The 19,118-nt window shown below is 40.1% G+C and carries 14 protein-coding genes; 10 read left to right on the forward strand and 4 right to left on the reverse strand.

Translation table 11 applies throughout. From position 1 onward, the window contains the following. Window positions 1-17: 17 nt before the first annotated feature. Complete coding sequence (locus tag Q0058_RS02650) at window positions 18-1,706, reverse strand: hypothetical protein (RefSeq protein WP_298221188.1); 1,689 nt, start codon at window positions 1,704-1,706, stop codon at window positions 18-20. 282 nt (window positions 1,707-1,988) lie between these two features. On the opposite strand from Q0058_RS02650, the gene Q0058_RS02655 reads away from it, so the two are divergent. From Q0058_RS02655 to Q0058_RS02665, 3 genes are all read left to right on the forward strand, one after another. After that, the gene (locus tag Q0058_RS02655; RefSeq protein WP_298221189.1) at window positions 1,989-2,768 is read left to right on the forward strand and encodes a hypothetical protein; all 780 of its coding nucleotides are present in this window, start codon (window positions 1,989-1,991) and stop codon (window positions 2,766-2,768) included. Between the two features lie 631 nt (window positions 2,769-3,399). Continuing rightward, window positions 3,400-4,152: an ATP-binding protein gene (locus tag Q0058_RS02660; protein ID WP_298221190.1), complete on the forward strand. Its 753-nt coding sequence runs from the start codon at window positions 3,400-3,402 to the stop codon at window positions 4,150-4,152. A gap of 3 nt (window positions 4,153-4,155) precedes the next feature. Further along, window positions 4,156-4,815, forward strand: a complete 660-nt coding sequence (locus tag Q0058_RS02665; RefSeq protein ID WP_298221191.1) for a response regulator transcription factor — start codon at window positions 4,156-4,158, stop codon at window positions 4,813-4,815. On the opposite strand, the gene Q0058_RS02670 is transcribed toward Q0058_RS02665, so the two are convergent. Then, window positions 4,810-5,259 carry an exosortase F system-associated protein gene (locus Q0058_RS02670; RefSeq protein WP_298221192.1) on the reverse strand — a complete coding sequence of 150 codons (450 nt, stop codon included), beginning with the start codon at window positions 5,257-5,259 and terminating at the stop codon, window positions 4,810-4,812. The genes Q0058_RS02665 and Q0058_RS02670 overlap by 6 nt on opposite strands. Continuing rightward, the gene (xrtF, locus tag Q0058_RS02675) at window positions 5,240-5,794 is read right to left on the reverse strand and encodes an exosortase family protein XrtF (RefSeq protein WP_298221193.1); all 555 of its coding nucleotides are present in this window, start codon (window positions 5,792-5,794) and stop codon (window positions 5,240-5,242) included. The genes Q0058_RS02670 and xrtF overlap by 20 nt, the downstream gene beginning before the upstream one ends. Window positions 5,795-5,864: 70 nt before the next feature. Between xrtF and Q0058_RS02680 the strand changes: the two genes are divergently transcribed. From Q0058_RS02680 to rpe, 7 genes are all read left to right on the forward strand, one after another. Further along, window positions 5,865-6,320 (forward strand): GAF domain-containing protein, encoded by a 456-nt coding sequence (locus Q0058_RS02680; protein ID WP_298221194.1) that lies wholly within the window; start codon window positions 5,865-5,867, stop codon window positions 6,318-6,320. Between the two features lie 170 nt (window positions 6,321-6,490). Then, window positions 6,491-10,807, forward strand: coding sequence for a T9SS type A sorting domain-containing protein (locus Q0058_RS02685; RefSeq protein WP_298221195.1), 4,317 nt, complete (start codon window positions 6,491-6,493; stop codon window positions 10,805-10,807). A gap of 267 nt (window positions 10,808-11,074) precedes the next feature. Next, window positions 11,075-11,344, forward strand: a complete 270-nt coding sequence (rpsO, locus tag Q0058_RS02690) for a 30S ribosomal protein S15 (RefSeq protein ID WP_298221196.1) — start codon at window positions 11,075-11,077, stop codon at window positions 11,342-11,344. A gap of 154 nt (window positions 11,345-11,498) precedes the next feature. Further along, window positions 11,499-13,700, forward strand: a complete 2,202-nt coding sequence (locus Q0058_RS02695) for a polyribonucleotide nucleotidyltransferase (protein WP_298221197.1) — start codon at window positions 11,499-11,501, stop codon at window positions 13,698-13,700. A gap of 171 nt (window positions 13,701-13,871) precedes the next feature. Next, window positions 13,872-14,573: a hypothetical protein gene (locus tag Q0058_RS02700; RefSeq protein WP_298221198.1), complete on the forward strand. Its 702-nt coding sequence runs from the start codon at window positions 13,872-13,874 to the stop codon at window positions 14,571-14,573. Window positions 14,574-14,858: 285 nt separating this feature from the next. Continuing rightward, a complete protein-coding gene (locus Q0058_RS02705; RefSeq protein WP_026707723.1) occupies window positions 14,859-15,722 on the forward strand; it encodes a sigma-70 family RNA polymerase sigma factor in 864 nt (287 codons plus the stop codon). A gap of 518 nt (window positions 15,723-16,240) precedes the next feature. Then, window positions 16,241-16,903 carry a ribulose-phosphate 3-epimerase gene (rpe, locus tag Q0058_RS02710; protein ID WP_298221199.1) on the forward strand — a complete coding sequence of 221 codons (663 nt, stop codon included), beginning with the start codon at window positions 16,241-16,243 and terminating at the stop codon, window positions 16,901-16,903. On the opposite strand, the gene Q0058_RS02715 is transcribed toward rpe, so the two are convergent. Next, entirely contained in the window at window positions 16,900-19,107 is a 2,208-nt protein-coding gene (locus tag Q0058_RS02715; protein WP_298221200.1) for a T9SS type A sorting domain-containing protein, read from the reverse strand. The two genes, rpe and Q0058_RS02715, sit on opposite strands and share 4 nt — an antisense overlap. Window positions 19,108-19,118: the final 11 nt, after the last annotated feature.

Below are 19,118 nucleotides of genomic sequence, written 5' to 3' on the forward strand. Positions count from 1 at the left end.
ATAATAGCGAATGGCCTTTATTTTGAAAGATTATAGCTTACCCCAATAAAGAAAGAAGGTCTGTATACCTCATCGTACTTAATTTCCGTGTCACCTGCATTGGTAAAGTCATAATCTCCTTGTGTTTCATTAACTGCTAGATTCGCTGTATTAAGTCTTTTTACTTTGACAAATGAAACTCCAGAAGTTATGACGAGCCTATTTTTTTCCATCACGAAAGTACTGAGTCCAAAATAAAACCCGGCATTGGCATTATCATTAATGCTTAATCCGACTGACAGTCCCATATCAATATCGCCTTTGAAATTATAATAGGCGTGCAGCAATGCACCTAATGAATGTTTCAATATGTTTTTGCTTCCTCCGAATACTCCGGCCTTGCTGTCAGAATCAGTTTCAACAGCTTTTCTAAGCGTATAGTTATCATCCGAAATGAAATTTAAAAAATAACCGGCGCTACCATTAACTTTCCAATTTCCATAAGTTCTTACTTTGAAACTTCGGTATTTAAACAGGCATTTACCTTTGCTGTTGGTAAATTGCGGTTCGATATCCGCTTCATCATCATAAATGTTTTGGGAAATGATTGTGGTAGTATAACTGTCGTTTTTAATCTCGTCAAACAAATCAATACCTTCGTTGGCTTCGTTAATCATTTTTCTAGTATTTTCCTGAATCAGATAAGTTTCATTGATTGTTTTCGCTTTCTTCATTTCATCTTCGAAAAGATATTTGGTTTCAAAACTTCCTTTGACCTTATCAAATTTGAGTGAATTCTTTCCGTCTTTGAGTTCGCCCGAAAGTTTAAGCTCGCTGTTTTTATACAAAGTATTCAATTGCTGGTATATCGAGACAAGTTTAGTATACGATGCATCTATCGCTGCGAGTTCGTTGATGATCATTTCTTTCTTCTGCAAATGGTTGTCGCTCGACCCATAAACCGAAATGAATGTTGAGGAACATCGCGCAATGAAATTATTTTTATCGCAAATAAAAACGCTGTCTTTCTTAACAAGATTCAACAAGCTGTTTTTGAGCGTTGTATATTTGTCGATATTCGAAAAATGTGTTTGAAATTTTTTGAACTCACCAATAAACTCTTGGGTTTTAACCGTTACATTATATATCGAATCAAACTTTTTCTGCAATGCTTTGTTTTTACTTTTGAGTTCCTCGTTTTGTTTTTCAAGTTCCTCTTTTTTAGTTTTTAGCGTTTCTAATTCTTTTTTTAATTTCCGGACTTCTTCACTTTCCTCAGGTGTCAAAGGTGCGGATTTGTTTTCAAACCTATCGATTTGCGCATTGAGAGACCACATTTGGTTATCGATTTTAAAGCTTTTTTCTATATTGTAGCTCATGATGTTTGCATCGGCATTATTTTTTGAAGGCTCGGATTTTGCCGCGTCTTTTGCTTTCTCTTCAATTTTGATATCCGTAAACCCTTTGGTATTGAAATCGAAATTCACAGGCGTGTATGTGGAATAGGATTTTACAAAGAAATTATTGACGCCATCCACTTCTATGCATAGTGGTGATCCGTATCTCACGTCGGTTTTAGTGCTTTTCAATTCTTTACATGTCGCCTTAAGGCATGTCACTTCGATTTCTTTCGATTTAGATTTTCCGGTTTTTAGAGAGGGCTTTGTTTGTGCAAACAGTGAAACCACCAAGAGCACGAGCGCGGAGGTGAATACTATTTTTTTCATGATTTCTGTTTTAGAGTTAATAATGCTCCAAAACTACATTGACCCTTAAAATCCAGACTTCGGGAAACCCCTAAAAAAATTCAGTATTTCCCCTTAAAGAATTGGCAATGAAAAAGTTTGGTGGTTTGTTTAAAAATGTTAAATTTATTTTTTATGAAATCGTGCGGTGTTTTTCCCTAAAGCGATTAGGGGTTTGCCTAATAGAAAAGTTTGATGTTTTTGAAACTTTGCCACATTGTTTTTAGAGTAAAAACATTTTTAACCCATTTAAATACAAAACATATGAGACAACTATTCCTTTTGACAATCTTGTGTACAACATTATTAGGTGTTTTAACCAAAAGCACGGCCCAATGCGGCCCTTACAGATTATATATAAATCCGCTTTTAGTAAGAGAAAGCAGGAATCCACCTTATAGTATTGATCAATGGAAAACAGACAATCCCGGAATGTATGTTTGTCCTGGTGAAACTGAAAATGAGATAATCGTCGATTTAGCACGTTTTGAAGCCCCAAAAAATGTCCCTTCTTGGCGTGAAAATAATTCTTCGTTCATAGACTTCGAAAAATCACGCGATTATATCAGAAATGCACACTTTCTAAATCCCGCTGAAGACTATATGACCGAAATTGAATTGACCGAAGAGCGAATAAATGAAGGAGATTTTGTAGGCCTAACGTTTAAGGAACTAGTTGATCGTTTTAATATTGATTATGCCAATCCGAGCTATAAAAATTATTTGCGCGTTAAGAGAACAACCATATTTAAAAATATTAAAGTATCGTCCCGCGATGAGTTCGAAGAAGGTTCGTTTCTTTTTACTTCGCCTCTATTGTATAGTATCATGAAAGATATCGGAATAACTGAAAGCAATACTGATGAATTTGGGAAGTGTTTTTTTTCATTTACAATCATAGCAGTGCCAGATTTATATACAAAAAAGGATACTCAAGAAGCTATAAACTATACCTATAAAGCTATGATGAAATTTACTTATAAAGGAAAAAACTATTATTATGACTTTTCGGACGATCCTATCAGATCTTTACTAAAAAAATAAAACCAAATGATCCATTTGTTAAACCCAATTAAAATCCTTGTATTAGCAACTTTTTTAGTTGGGTTATTTTATTTAAAACCAGAAAGAACCAATCACCGCTATTTGATATTCATCCTGCTGACATGCTTTTTATCCGAATTCACTTCAGTAGCATTTATGTATAAAAAAATACAGATTCATAATTTGTTTACGGTCGGAGTTATCATTCATCACACCTTATGGTTGGTCATTATATTGAATAATTTTTCGAAGAACAAAAAAATATTGTTTTGTTATGGTTATGTTGTTTTTAGTATTTTGAATTTATTTCTTATCGAAGGTCATAAGGATTTTAATATTTTGACATTCATTTTAGGGGCTTTGCTGTATACGGTGTTATTTTTATATCTAAGCTTTTCGTACCTCAAAAAAGAGCATTTATCATTTTTCCTATCGAATGATTTTACGCTATTATTGGCCCCTGTACTGTTTTTCCTAGGCATGAGCTTTTTGTTTGGTTTCAAAAACAAGGAATTGAACACAACGATTGTTTTCAGTAATGTAAAACTCTATACTTTTATAAACCATTTTGTCAATATTGTATATTACTCTTTAATCAATGTTTACATAATCAAAGAACGAAAAATAAGACATGCTTAAAGACATCGCCTTCGGAATCATCATCAGCCTACTATTCATAAGCTTAGTAGTCTTATTCTGCGCGGTACTCATCAAACTCTACATCCAAAAAATCAAAGAGCACAACCGCAAAGAACTCGCTTTTCAGAAAACGCTCAACACCACGATACTCGAAAATCAGGAACAATTACTGACGTCGATTTCGCAAGACCTGCATGACGATGCCGGGCAGCAACTTACCGTCATCAATTTTCAGTTGGAAAACCTTAAGCTTGACCATCCGAATTGTGAAAAAAGCCTTTCCCCTATTTCTGCTTCGGTGGCCAATCTTTCTCAATCGCTTCGCCAAATCAGCCATTCGCTGAACAACAACTGGCTTATAGAAAATGGGCTGATCAATGCCATAAAAGCAGAAGTTGACCGCATCGAAAACCATAAAACCATCACGATTGCATTCAAGAGCCAGGATGACTCAAAACGCAAATTCGACGTGGAGGAACAAATCGTCATCTTCCGTATTTTTCAGGAAACCATCAACAATATGCTCAAACACGCCAAAGCAACTTCGATGACTATTGCAATTAAAACCTCGCCGAAATTCGAATTGAAAATGACCGACAACGGTGTCGGATTTGACCAAAAAATTGAAAGCCGTAGCACTTTGGGTATTGAAAACTGTACACAAAGGGCCAAAATTATTGATTACACTTTTACGATAGCATCACAATTAAATCAAGGAACAACCATCACGCTTTTAGAAAATTAAATTATGAATACCACCAACGTTTGCATCATCGACGACCATAAAATTGTCCGCCACGGATTGATTGAATTGCTGGAAAAACTTGGCAACATCAAAGTGATTCATGAATTTGAAAGTGGTGTAGATTTTCTCAACGCATTGCCGTTAGACAAAAAAGCCGACATCTATATTTTAGATTATTCGATGCCCGATTTGAATGGCATTGAGGTTTTGAAACGCCTTGAAGAAAAGGAAGAAGAATACCGCGTTTTGTTGCTGACCCAACATTTCGATGAGCACATCATCAATGAAGCATATAATTTTGGCGCGCGCGGATTTCTCAATAAAAACTGTACGGCGCACGATCTTAAATATGCGATCAACAATATTGTGACGATTGGCTACAACAATGTTTCCGAAATTTTAAAACGCGTCAGGAACTACGAGGAAACCAATAGTTCGCGGCAAAAGAAAACCATTGAACTATCGGCCAGAGAACACGAGTTTTTGACTTTAGTCTGCGATGAAAAAGAATTCACTTACGAACAAATGGCGGAAAAAATGGGTTTGTCGGTCAAATCTTTAGAGGGTTACCGCGCGGCTATTTTCGAACGCTATGGGATCAAATCGAAAGTTGGGCTGGTGCTTTTTTCATTTAAAAATAAAATCACTGAACCGTTTCTATGATTTCTTTGCCAGACGTTGGTAATAAAAGGCTGGCACAAACAACAACAGAAACAAAGGCTGTATCAGAAATCGCCTAATATAAAACAACACGAAATTATTGTGGCTGTCCGAATAAGTGATTAATAAGAAAAATGCCGCGATTAACAGCACAAAAAATAGCGCGTACAAAACAGTCGCAAATTTTGTTAACGACCAATCTTTGAATAAAACCTGAATGATTGCCAATGAAAAGAAAGCATTCAGAACGTACCGGAAAGCCATACTGAAAAGCAACGGAAGCGCTCGGTATTCCGGAAAAGCCAGGTTTAGATAATCATTTTTGAAATAAACGGAAAACGGATCGTAGAACAACTGATTCTCAAAAGCGCGCACGCAAGCCAGCAAGATTACCATCCCAATGACCAACAACAATTTTGCTTTGTTCTTAAACAGCTTTTCGCGCATAACCTGAAAATTTATTGACCCAAATAACCCACAATCCGAACACGACGCCATAAATGAATAACGGAAAAACTACGCCATGCAATAACGGTTCCTGCTCCGGATAATAAAACAACGCCAAAGAAAGCAGCGCAATCCGCAAGACATTCAATATATGAATTAGCAAACTTCCTACGATAATGAAACCAATAGTATGTTTCCATTTTCCTGAAAAGGCCACAACGAATGCAGCAAAAAGAATGATGACACTCAGCGCATTGCAGCCTTCGACGACGCGAGAAACATAGACGTCGTTCAAAATCAACTTTACGGAAGCCTGATGTTCGTGCAAAGCCAGCTTACAATCGTAATGCAAAACCTGTAAAACCGACTGCACTTGATGTGCGACCGTTTGCGTAAAACCATCAACTTCAAAAGCCAGTGTATTGTCAAATTGGCTTAAGTACCATTGATATATAACGGTCAATCCGACATAAACCCCAAAAAACTTCAACAGGAAAATAAAGAATGGACGGTATTGGCGGAAGTAATTTTTCAAAAAATAATTTTTAACAAATTTATAGAATTTAAAAGCGCTGCATTGGATACTTTTGCATAAAAATTACGCTATGACATTCTCAGAATTACAGCCAAAAGTAATCGAAATTTTAGAACAATCCGATTTTTCAAGAGATGAAAAACTATTGCAGGTATGTGAACTCCTTGAAGCAAACATTCCTTATTATACTTGGGTTGGATTCTATTTCGCGAACCATGAAACCAAAACTTTGCATCTCGGACCTTATGTTGGCGCGCCGACCGACCACACCGTGATTCCTTTCGGGAAAGGCATTTGCGGTCAGGTGGCCGAATCGAACCAGAACTTTGTCGTGCCCGATGTACAGGCGCAGGACAATTATATCGCGTGCAGTTTTACGGTCAAGTCAGAAATTGTAGTTCCGCTGTTTGTCAATGGCAAAAATATCGGGCAGATCGATATCGATTCGAATGTGCTTGATCCGTTCACGGAAGCCGACGAAAGGTTTTTGGAATTTGTGAATGCTGAGATTTCAAAGTTGTTTTAGCGGATTACATCACAACACTGCTTCCCTTAGATTGAAAAATCAGACCTCTAAAAAATCCAATTCTAATTCAAACCCGACAAATAATAAATCAAAACGCTAATCTGAGAGATTCGATCCTTTAAAACATAATTCCTCCTATACATTTATATCAAAATTAATATAGATGAATTATGAAAAAATCACTGCGTATCGTATTCTTTGTTTTGAGCCTTTTTTTAGTTTGTGGAAATTCCTATGCTCAAAATGATTTGTGTGAAAATGCCATACTTTTAACGCCAAGTATTGATATTTCATGGTATGGCAATAGCGTAACAGGAACTTTTACCGGAACATCCATCGGAACACCTGCTCCGTCTTGCGCGCCTAACGCTTCGCGTGATGTTTGGTATCAGTTTGTCGCCACGGCAACGCTCATGACCGTTTCTATGCAATCCTACAATCCGAATTACGGAATTCAGGTGTTTGAAAACAGTTGTTCCGGGGCGAGCATGGGTTGTGTGAATTTGCAAGCCAACCAATCCGATGACTTTGCTTCTAATAATTTTATCATAGGAAACACTTACTTTATAAGAGTCTTTAATTCTGGGCTTAGCACTCCATCTGACTATGATTTCGAAATCAGTGTTTTGCAACCGCCGCCTCCTGCGAATGATTTGTGTGAAACTGCCGATGTCGAAGAACCATGCAGCGGGGTCTGTGCGCCTTATTATGGCACTTTTCATGGAGCCACACTGAGCAATCCCTCTGTCAATTGTGCGCCCAATGCTTCACAAGACGTTTGGGTCAAGTTTAGAGCAGATCATGTCAGCAATTTAATCACGGCTTACGCCAACAATTATTCCGGTTTAGACATCGCTTTAGAAATATACGATGGCAGTTGCGATGGCACTCCAATAGTGTGTGTCAACAATGCACCGGGAGGTTATCCGGAGCAATATCGCGAGACTAATTTTGTTATAAATCACACCTATTATATTAGAGTGCTTAATGCCAGCAGTAGCATTTCCACGGGAACTTTTGCACTGACGGTTTGGTATGATTATTTTCCTCCGAACGACCTTGCATCGAATGCGGAGCTTATCACACCCAACCCATCGGCATGCAAAACGGGTAGTTTTTACCATGCTTCCTTAAGCAGTACTCCTGCTTCGTGCATTGCGAATCCGTATCTGGATGTATGGTATAAATTTGTTCCCACAACACCGGGAATGAGCATTTTTTTAGACACTGTGGCGGGCTTGAATCACGGCATGCAAATTTTCGAAGGAAGTCCTGCCGGAACTTCGATTGCTTGTGTCAATGCAAGTCCCATTAGCAGCGGAGAGATTTTCACTTATTCGAATTATACCGTAGGGCAAACTTATTTTATCAGGGTTTTAAATTTAGGCGGTGTTCAAAACGGTTCGTTCCAGATATGCATTACCAATAATTCGCCTCCGGCTAATGACTTGTGTGCTAATGCTGCTGTGCTACAACCAACTACTGACATTACTACAACCACTCAGGGCTTTTTCAATTTTTCTACAATCAGTACAGCAGTTCCAAGTTGCGGCACAAATGCATCGCAGGATGTTTGGTATCAATTTCAGGCTACCACTACGACTATGTCTGTGATTCTGAGCCAAGCCGGGTTCGTTGATATCGGAATGCAAATCTTCCAGGGAAGCTGTAACGGATTGGTTCTCGGATGCATCAATTCGGATTATGATCCTTTTCAATATTATAATTATGGGGAAATTACGCTCAATAATTTTGTCGTTGGGCAAACGTATTTTGTAAGGGTTTTTAATGCAAGCAATGCAACTGTTCCGTCAACATTTAATATTGTCGTCAAAGAATATATGCCACAGGCCAACGATTTGTGTGCCCAGGCCATCACTTTAACCCCGAGTATGAGTTATTGCGGTGAATACGTTGCAGGAACCATGAACGGCGCTACGGTCAGCACTTCCGCTCCGAGTTGTGCGAGCACGATTATGGGTGATGTTTGGTATCAGTTTGTAGCCACTTCCCCGCTGACAAATATCACTTTGTATTCTTGGGTTACCGATTTTAATTTAGGCTATGAAGTGTTCCAGAATTCATGTTCAGGCACCAGTATCTTTTGCAGCAATCCCACAGCAGACAGTCCGCTTCCTATGCTCACTGTTGGTCAAACTTACTATGTAAGGGTATTTAATTCAAATACTACTTTAACGACTTATTCTGATTTTAACATTTGTGTGGTAAGTTATCCGCCGCCGGCTAACGACTTATGCAGCAATGCGACCACGATTACCCCCGATACGTTCTGCAATCCCATTATGGGTTCTCTGACTGGTGCTACGTTGAATGGTCCGGCTTCGAGTTGCGCGCCACTGGCCAATCAGGATTTATGGTATAAATTCGTTGCCGTCACACCGGGAATGACCATAAATCTTTACCAAGCCGGTTGGGAATACGGACTCGATCAATCAATAGAAATCTATCAGGACTGTAACGGACAACCTGTTGCCTGCGCCAATGCCAGCGCCTCATCGGCCTATGAAGAAATCACCTATTCCAATTTTATTGTTGGGCAAACCTATTACATCAGAGTTTTGTGCAACAACAGTAATTTTATAGGGTACGGATTCCAACTCTGTGTTACGTATACCGCGCCGCCAAGTAATGATTTATGCTCCAATGCGATTCTTTTAACACCGGCCGCTACATGGACTGCTCAGTATGGCTCTTTATACAATTCGTCAACAAGTTCTTCAACACCAAGTTGCGCAACAGACACTACGCAGGATATCTGGTATTCTTTTGTGGCTACGAATACTTTGCTTAAAATCAATTTAGATGCCTACAGCGCAGGAGATTATGGTCTTCAGGTTTTTGAGGGAAGTTGCTCAGGAAATACGATAGGCTGCGTCGTCAACAATCCGCAAATCACGTTTGATGGATTTGCTTACAACCATTATGTTGTCGGTCAAACTTATTACATCAGGGTTTTCAATAACAGTAGCGCGACGAATAATTTCGGGTTCAATATCTCCATCATCGATTATCCTGCACCTGATAATGATGTGTGCTCCAATGCTACCCTTTTAATTCCGGGCAATGCCTGTTCAACAACGACAGGAACATTTACCGGTGCGACTTTAGATAATATTTCTGTCTGTAATGAAGCCGCAAGCCAAGATGTTTGGTATCAGTTTGTAGCGACCAATCCTACGATGTCAATCCTATTACCCGCAAACAGCGCGATTGATTTAGGCATGGAAATTAAAACCGGAAGTTGTTCCGGCACAAGTCTGGGGTGCATCAATGCTAATCCTGTCAATGCTATCGAAAGATTCACTCAGAATAATTTCATAGTTGGGGAAACTTATTTTGTCAGGATTTTCCATTTGAATGCCGCTACACCTATGGTTCCATTTGAAATTTTTGTCCAAGAGTCCGTTTCGCCAGTTAATGATGCTTCAAAAACCGCAACCGTATTAACGCCAAGTGCTTCGTGCAATTCCATCACCGGAACATTCAACGGATCAAGCCTGTGCAACTTACCTTCGTATTGCAATGAAGGTGCATTACAAGATGTCTGGTACGCATTTACCGCCACGACGCCGCTGACGCAAATCCTTACATCGCCCGAAAATGGTTTAGATCTCGGATTGGAGATTTTTAGCGCCAATAGCATGGGTTATTATCCAATAGTTTGCATTAATGCCCAAACAGCAGGATTGTCTGAGCAATCGATCATGACAGACTTTGCCGTGGGTGAAAAATATTGGATCCGGGTTTTGAATGTGAACAATAGCACATCAGCTTCGAATTTTGAGATTTGCGTTCAGGAATTTCAAATACCGACGAATGACTCCTGCGAAAACGCAACACTTTTAACAGCCAATACTATAGTCAACGAAACGAATGGCACGTTGAATTCCGCTACCCTTACAGGTTCGATTCCAAGCTGTACCAGCAACAACTATGCATCGGGCGACGTTTGGTATAAGTTCGTAGCCAACAACAGTACAATGACTGTATCGCTGCCTTGGATTGAAAATTTATATGCCGGGTTGGCCATTTATCAAGAGGGTTGCTCGAATATCGAGATCGGTTGCATTAGTGCTCAAAACATTCAGGCTCATGGCGCATTGACGTTACAGAATTATGTCGCAGGGGAAACTTATTTTATCCGGGTATTTGGAGAAAGCGGTTATCCTGTAACACCTTCGTTTAAAATTTTTGTAACGAGCCCAAATTTAGGCCTTGACGAATATGCATTTAGCAAGATCGCTTTGTATCCAAATCCGACCCATGCTATTTTGAATCTAAAACTGCCCGACAACCAAACTTTTGAAATCGTGAAATACAGCATCACCAATATGTTAGGGCAATCGGTATTCAGCACTGCGGCAAACTATCAAAACGTGGATGTTTCAGCATTCAGTAAAGGCGTTTATCAAGTGTTGTTAGAAACTGACAAAGGCCATTGGACGGGTAAGTTTATAAAAGAATAATCCGTTTCAGGAGCCGGGAACCTGCTATCCGCTACATCTTTCACGCCGAACACCGGCGCAAAAGGATATCGCTACAAATGCGCAGCATTCACCGAACTCCAATAAAAATAAAAGTTAGGTGAGGTAATCAGGGCTAGGCAATCGTTCAAACAGCACTTTCAAAATAAACAAATTCAAAAACTTGTTCAATTAAAAAATAAAGTTACCTTTGCGCACGAATTGAGAGTGTCTCCATTCATACATAATAATCATTTAAATAATATTAGCATGTACTTAACATCAGAAGTAAAAGCTGAACTCTTCGCTAAACACGGAGGAAGCGCGACAAACACTGGAAAATCAGAAAGCCAGATTGCTTTGTTCACATTTAGAATCAACCACTTGACCGAGCACTTGAAAAAGAATCGTCACGATTACAACACTGAGCGTTCGCTAGTGAAATTGGTAGGTAAAAGAAGATCTTTGTTGGATTACTTGAAGAAAACAGAAATCAACAGATACCGTGAGATCATTAAAGAATTGAATATTAGAAAATAATATTTCCAGAAAGAGGTGCTCACGCGCCTCTTTTTTTTTATAGATTTTTGCAGAAAAAGTTTGGTTTTTCATTGGGTACACAACAACAACTACAACAACACAACTGTTCTGTCGACAGGCAGAGAACCAATGTAAAATTAAAAAAGGAAAATTTATGATTCCACAATTATTTGTAGAAACAATCGATTTAGGTGATGGCAGAAGCATCACAATCGAGACAGGACGTTTAGCAAAACAAGCCGACGGTTCTGTAGTAGTAAGAATTGGAAAAACTGTTATTCTAGGAACAGTAGTATCCGCAAGAAAAGCAAGTCCAGGCATCGACTTTTTACCATTAACGGTAGATTATCGCGAAAAATTTGCAGCAGCAGGGCGTTTCCCAGGCGGTTTCTTCAAAAGAGAAGCACGTCCGAGCGACAATGAAGTATTGACCATGAGATTGGTTGACCGTGTTTTGCGTCCACTTTTCCCAAGTGACTATCATGCAGAAGTACAGGTGATGATCCAGTTGATGTCGCATGACGATGAAGTGATGCCGGATGCATTGGCAGGATTGGCAGCTTCGGCGGCACTTGCTTTGTCTGACATTCCTTTTGAAACTTTGATTTCTGAAGCAAGAGTCGGACGAATTGATGGTAAATTCATCATCAACCCAAGTCGTGCCCAATTAGAATTGTCTGATATTGACATGATGATTGGAGCTTCAACCGATTCTATCGCCATGGTAGAAGGTGAAATGAAAGAAATTTCAGAAGCAGAAATGGTAGAAGCCATCAAATTTGCTCACGAACATATTAAAGTCCAAATTGCAGCACAAGAAAGATTGGCAGCAGCTTTTGGAAAAAAAGAAGTACGTGAGTATGAGCAGGAAAAATCAGATGACGCCATTTACGCTAAAGTAAGAACTGCGGCTTATGATAAAATTTACGCGATTGCAAGCAAAGGTTCGGCTAAACACGAACGTTCGGCTTCATTCGATGCGGTTAAAGAAGAAGTAAAGGCTTTGTTTACCGAAGAAGAATTGACAGAAAACGGCGATCTGGTTTCTAAATATTTTAAAGATGTCAATAAAGAAGCCGTTCGTAACGTAACCCTAGATTTAGGAACACGTCTCGATGGAAGAAAAACTACTGAAATCCGCCCAATCTGGTGTGAAGTAGATTATTTGCCATCAGTTCACGGTTCTGCATTGTTTACAAGAGGTGAAACTCAGGCTTTGGCAACGGCCACTTTAGGAACATCCAGAGAAGCCAACCAAATTGATTCACCATCAGAACAAGGAGAAGAAAAATTCTATTTACACTATAATTTCCCACCATTTTCTACAGGAGAAGCGCGTCCGTTGAGAGGAACTTCTCGACGTGAAGTGGGTCACGGAAACTTGGCACAACGTGCGTTAAAAAATATGATTCCTGCTGAAAACCCATACACCATCAGAGTTGTTTCTGAAGTATTGGAATCTAACGGGTCGTCTTCGATGGCTACAGTTTGTGCCGGAACATTGGCTTTGATGGACGCAGGTGTTCAAATGATTCGTCCAGTTTCTGGAATCGCCATGGGATTGATTACGGACGGAGAACGTTTCGCTGTATTGTCTGATATCTTAGGTGATGAAGATCACTTAGGTGATATGGATTTCAAAGTAACCGGAACTTCAGAAGGAATCACCGCTTGTCAAATGGACATCAAAATTGACGGATTGAAATACGAAATCATGGAGCAGGCTTTGGCTCAAGCTCGTGAAGGACGTTTGCACATCCTTGGTAAACTTGTTGAAACTTTGGCTACGCCGAGAACAGACGTGAAAGATCATGCCCCGAAAATCATCATGAGAACCATTCCTGGCGCTTTCATTGGTGCCTTAATCGGACCTGGTGGAAAAGTAATCCAAGAATTACAAAAAGCTACAGGAACGACTATCGTGATTAATGAAGTTGACGAACAAGGTGTTGTTGAAATCCTTGGAACAGATCCTACTGGAATTGCAGCAGTATTGGCTAAAATCGACTCGATTATTTTCAAACCAACTGTTGGTGAATCCTACGAAGTGAAAGTAATTAAATTACTTGATTTCGGTGCCGTTGTAGAATATACAGAAGCCCCAGGAAACGAAGTATTGCTTCACGTATCTGAATTAGACTGGGCGCGAACTGAAAACGTAACCGACGTCGTGAACATGGGCGATGTTTTCCAAGTGAAATACCTTGGCATTGATCCTAAAACCAGAAAAGAAAAAGTGTCAAGAAAAGCGCTGATGCCAAGACCTCCAAGAGATGAAAATGCTCCGAGAGAAGACCGTGGTCCACGCCCTGAAAGACGCGACGATCGAGGTCCGAGACAAGACAGAAAAGAGTAATCTTTTAATCTGATATAAGAAAACCCACATTTCTACTTATGAAATGTGGGTTTTTGTTTTAATGACTTTTGACGATTATAATTTGCTTTCATCGATTTTAACTAAAACTGGCAGGAAAAAACTGCATAAATTTCTATCTTTATTATCTCACTAATATAACCTTATCAAACTATGAAAAAACTATTTACTTTATTATTAATCGGAATTTTTTGTATTGGTTGCTCTAGCGACAGTTCATCGGATGACGCGCCTAGCTTAGCAACCGTATCTTCAGCAAAACAAGAATATGACAGCAGTAATTTCGGAATCTACAAAGGCGTGTTTATTGGCTCTTCAGGCACCGTTTTCATCAACATTATGAATGACGGAAATATCAATGCAAGATTGGTCATTGACGGCGTTACCTATAATTTCACCACTACCGTACAAGTTGCCCTAAATCAGGCAATAGATGGATTGGTATTTACAAGCGACGACATGTCTTTCACAGTCGATGTATCGGCTGATGGAAGTGACATTTCTGTGGTCAGTTCAAATATTCCGGGACATCTTGGTGCTACTTTCAACATTGTAAAAGAATATTCTTCAGATTTGGTGAAATGCTATGAAGGTACTTATACAGGTACCGATCAAGGCACATTCAATATGGTCATCATAGATACTTATATTTACGGCTTGACGCGACCTAACGTAGCAGAAAGCGAAGCAGTTTTCCTGACAGGAAGTCTAAATCTTCAAACCAACGGAATTGAAGGATCTTATGAAGGGGGCAGTTTCGGCGGAACGCTTTCAGGAAATAACGTGAGCGGCGAATGGCAAAATACAAATCCGCAAGATGGCTCAGGAACCTGGACCGGAACCAGAACTTTATAATTTCTTTTAAAATAAAGACATACAAACCCAGTTTCTCATAGGAGCTGGGTTTTCAATTTATATTAAGCGCCCGCATTAGGGATGGAAGCATTGTCTGAGCTCTTTTTGCGCGGTCGTTTACTTCGTCAGTTCGCCAAGGCTCAGGTGGCGCAAAAAAGCGAGTGCGAACAGCCCGACCCGTAGGGAAATGCCCACATAAAAAATAAAATTTCAATGCTTTTGTAACTTTATCCCACCCAATGCCGTAGAAGCTTTGTACGCTATAAAAAAGAAGTATAAAAAAACATGAGACAACTTAAAATCACCAAGCAGGTAACCAACCGTGAAACGGCATCTTTAGACAAGTATTTACAGGAAATTGGAAAAGTTGATTTGATTACCGCTGACGAAGAAGTAGAATTAGCACAGAAAATCAAAGCCGGTGATCAAAGAGCCTTAGAGAAACTTACAAAAGCCAATTTACGTTTTGTGGTTTCCGTAGCGAAACAATATCAAAATCAAGGGTTGACACTTCCCGATTTAATTAATGAAGGAAACTTAGGTTTGATCAAAGCAGCACAACGTTTTGATGAAACGCGTGGTTTCAAATTCATTTCTTACGCGGTTTGGTGGATCCGCCAGTCGATTTTGCAAGCTTTGGCAGAACAATCCCGTATCGTTCGTTTGCCTTTGAACAAAATTGGTTCGATTAATAAAATCAATAAAATGTATGCTTTGTTGGAGCAATCTAACGAGCGCCCGCCATCTGCGGAGGAAATTGCCAAGGAATTGGACATGACCGTCAATGACGTAAAAGAAAGCATGAAAAACTCTGGCCGCCACTTATCAATGGATGCGCCGCTGGTAGAAGGAGAAGATTCGAATCTTTACGACGTATTGCGTTCCGGAGAATCGCCGAATCCTGATAGAGAACTGATTCATGAGTCATTGCGTACCGAAATTGAACGTTCTTTAGAAACCTTAACGCCAAGAGAAGCCGATGTCGTACGTTTGTACTTCGGATTGGGCGACCAACACCCGATGACCCTTGAAGAAATTGGTGAGACTTTTGATTTAACGCGTGAACGTGTTCGTCAGATTAAAGAAAAAGCAATCCGCAGGTTGAAACACACCTCAAGAAGTAAAATATTAAAAACCTATTTAGGGTAATTATAAAAGTAACAACAGTCTGATTAACTGTTCGTTTTTTGATTGATGATTGAAACTCCGGCTGATTACCGGAGTTTTGTTTTTTTCTCTCGAAACAAAACTCCGGTCAGTTCGCACAATGTGCTCGGGTGTCCAGAGTTTTGTTTTTTTCTCTCGAAACAAAACTCCCGTCAGTTCGCCAAAAGGCTCGGGTATCCGGAGTTTTGTTTTTTATATATTTGGGCGTGACCACAAGGGTCGGGCTTTTGCACTCGCTTTTTTGCGCTATCAATATAACGTAAATCAAACAGCGTAATACTAGCGCAAAAAGAGCTCAGACATTGCTGCAAGCCCTCACGCAATAATCCATAGATTGAACTTACAGTTTTGTATAATACTTTTAATCTACCTGAAGCCCACTGGGCTTGCTCCTCTTAATATCAAATCTCACGCAGCTCCATTTTCCATTAGCGACCTTTGCGAAAAACTTTGCGTCTTTGCGGTAAAAAAAACTATTTTTGCACAAACACAACTACACCATGAAGAACACCATCATCGCCCCTTCCATCCTAGCCGCCGATTTCGCCAACTTACAACGCGACATCGAAATGATCAACCATTCCCAAGCCGACTGGTTCCACATCGATATCATGGATGGCGTTTTCGTTCCGAATATCTCTTTCGGCATGCCTGTTTTAGAGGCCATCACCAAACACGCCAAAAAAACCATCGACGTGCATCTGATGATTGTCGATCCGGACCGTTATATCAAGACTTTTGCAGATTTGGGCGCCAATATACTCAGCGTACATTACGAAGCTTGCAATCACCTTCATAGAACCTTACAAGCGATAAAAGCGGAAGGCATGAAAGCCGGAGTAGTTTTAAACCCGCATACGAACGTAGATTTGCTCGAAGATACCATCAATGATATTGACTTGGTCTGTATCATGAGTGTCAATCCAGGTTTTGGCGGACAATCGTTCATCGAGAACAGCTACGCTAAAATAGAAAAACTCAAAGCAATGATTACCCGAAAAAACGCTTCCACAATGATTGAAGTCGACGGCGGTGTCACCAACAAAAACGCCGCACAACTCGTGGCTGCCGGCGCTGATGTATTGGTTGCTGGGAATTTTGTTTTTAAAGCCGATAATCCTGCCCAAACCATCGCTGATCTGAAAAGATTGACCTCGAATTAATATTCCTTAATGACTTTAATCACTTGGGATTTATTGTCAGATTCCAGTTTTATAAAATAGTTCCCTGTTTTAAGTTGACCAAGTGGCAACCTCAAATCAAGGCTATCAAAATTTTGTTGCAATACTTTTTGCCCCATAATGTTGAATACAGAAACATCCTGAATCAAATCTTTTGACTGGATATACAACACATCCTGAACAGGATTCGGGCTGAACTTTAAATCTTTAAAAGCAAAAGAATCATTCGCTAAAAACTGTATCGTAATTTCAAAAGCCGATGCGCTTTCATGTCCGTTAATCGTTTGTGTCGCATAATAAGTAACGCCTGCCACTAAAGGCGTATTCAATGGCAACGGGTTCGAAGTCGCATTCCTGTTGAACACGTCATACCATTGGATATTCTGTCCTGAAACAATCACATCTGCCAAAGTCTGGCCTAACGTAAATGTTTGATTAGAATCGCCAACCGGTGCCGGAACCGGAATTTCAAACACCTGAAATGCGGGAGATTGCGAAACACAGTTGGTGTCGTTATTGGTAACTCGAACGGAATAGTGATGCAATCCTCCATTAAGAAGATTGTTGACGGTATAAGATGGGCTATTGGCTCCAATAATATCATTTTGAGATTCTATCCATTGGTATGAATAATTACCAGTTTGAACTTCGGTATTGAGCTGTAAGGCCTGAAGGATTTGATTGTCTTCTACAATAATATAATTGATATTGTCTACCGTTGAAATCGTCGGATTGACCATAGGAAGAATCACCACTACAAAAGATTCCTCATTGGAGCTACATATACCCGGAAAATACACATAAATAACTTGTGTATTCGTGATAACATCTCCAGCATAGAGCATCGTTCCGCCACCATTCGGTGCAGTATAATAATTTCCTATCTGAAGTGCAGGCAATATATACTGTCCGCATGCCGTAACATTCGGCATCGGTGGTATCACAACATTGGCCACAACGTTAATAATAGCGCAACCTGTTATAGCAGTCGTACAATTCCCCGGTGAACTGGCGCTAACCAAACATATCATCGAATTAGCGTTTAATGGCGGAGTAGTGATTATTGCCGTTCCGGTAGCATTTAAGACAATGCTTTGAAGAGGGCCCGAATCAGTAGTATAACTTACTACCGAATTTGGCATACCCGCAAAAGTGACTGTAGCCGAAGTTCCCTGACAAATCGTTGTATTTCCGGTTATCGTGGCGTAAGGTGCCGGACTTACCACAAGTGCAACCGTTGTTGTTGTGGCACATTGGCCGGCATCAGGTGTAAACACATAAGTTCCTGTTGCGGTTACTGTAGATGGAGACCACGTTCCTGTAACTCCGTTGGTTGATACCGAAGGCAAAACAGGTACATTTCCCGAACATATCGTAGCAGAGGAAAAGGAGAATGTCGGCACTATCTGCAGCGTAACTGTAACGGCAAGGTTCTGCGAAAGGCCACACCCCCCAGAATTAGGTGTAAAAGTATAGGTAGTAGTGGCCGGGATTAGAGTACTGATTGCTGAAGGATTCCATGTTCCCGAGATTCCATTTGCAGAAACTGCAGGCAATGCAGGAGGCGTGTCGCCCTGGCAAATTGGAGCTATTGGTACAAAAGTCGGATACACAACAGGATTAATTACGACTGTAGCCATACTAGTCATCGCCATACAAGGCCCTCCCGAACCAACAGTATACACAAATTGGCTTGTCGTGGCTCCAATACCTGGTGTAAAAGTACCTGTAGCAGCGTCGAAAGTCCCTCCGGTTCCTGAAAACCTTGTCCATGTACCAACAGAATTCTGAACAGCTATTATACTTGGTAAATATATTGGCGCCACATTGTCCTCGCAAATTGAAATTGTTCCGTTAATGCCCGGATAAGGCTCTGCGACAATTATAAACGGTGTAGTGGTTACAAACGCAGGATTAACCATATCTGGCGGAATGCTATAAGAAACCTCATAGCTTCCCGGCAAACTTGTTTGGGGGTCAATCGTGCCTGTAACTGGATTTATCGACAAACCCGCAGAACTCGCACTAAAAGTTCCTCCAGTAGTTCCAGAGAAAACTACAGTAATTAATCCTGAAGCGCTACATACCGGAGAATTATAATAAATCGTAGCATCGGGTGGTGTTGCTGCATTCGCCAAAAGGAACACATTGATCAAAAGGAAACTGAGGAGTAATTTTATTTTCATAAGGTATTGGT

This window comes from Flavobacterium sp. (assembly GCF_027484705.1).
Taxonomy (GTDB): domain Bacteria; phylum Bacteroidota; class Bacteroidia; order Flavobacteriales; family Flavobacteriaceae; genus Flavobacterium.

Coding starts and splice junctions, on each gene's coding strand:
- Q0058_RS02685 (WP_298221195.1), top strand. CDS start 6,491: ATGAAAAAATCACTGCGTATCGTATTCTTTGTTTTGAGCCTTTTTTTA.
- Q0058_RS02695 (WP_298221197.1), top strand. CDS start 11,499: ATGATTCCACAATTATTTGTAGAAACAATCGATTTAGGTGATGGCAGA.
- Q0058_RS02705 (WP_026707723.1), top strand. CDS start 14,859: ATGAGACAACTTAAAATCACCAAGCAGGTAACCAACCGTGAAACGGCA.
- Q0058_RS02650 (WP_298221188.1), bottom strand. CDS start 1,706: ATGAAAAAAATAGTATTCACCTCCGCGCTCGTGCTCTTGGTGGTTTCA.
- Q0058_RS02680 (WP_298221194.1), top strand. CDS start 5,865: ATGACATTCTCAGAATTACAGCCAAAAGTAATCGAAATTTTAGAACAA.
- rpsO (WP_298221196.1), top strand. CDS start 11,075: ATGTACTTAACATCAGAAGTAAAAGCTGAACTCTTCGCTAAACACGGA.
- Q0058_RS02670 (WP_298221192.1), bottom strand. CDS start 5,259: ATGCGCGAAAAGCTGTTTAAGAACAAAGCAAAATTGTTGTTGGTCATT.
- Q0058_RS02700 (WP_298221198.1), top strand. CDS start 13,872: ATGAAAAAACTATTTACTTTATTATTAATCGGAATTTTTTGTATTGGT.
- rpe (WP_298221199.1), top strand. CDS start 16,241: ATGAAGAACACCATCATCGCCCCTTCCATCCTAGCCGCCGATTTCGCC.
- Q0058_RS02655 (WP_298221189.1), top strand. CDS start 1,989: ATGAGACAACTATTCCTTTTGACAATCTTGTGTACAACATTATTAGGT.
- Q0058_RS02715 (WP_298221200.1), bottom strand. CDS start 19,107: ATGAAAATAAAATTACTCCTCAGTTTCCTTTTGATCAATGTGTTCCTT.
- Q0058_RS02665 (WP_298221191.1), top strand. CDS start 4,156: ATGAATACCACCAACGTTTGCATCATCGACGACCATAAAATTGTCCGC.
- Q0058_RS02660 (WP_298221190.1), top strand. CDS start 3,400: ATGCTTAAAGACATCGCCTTCGGAATCATCATCAGCCTACTATTCATA.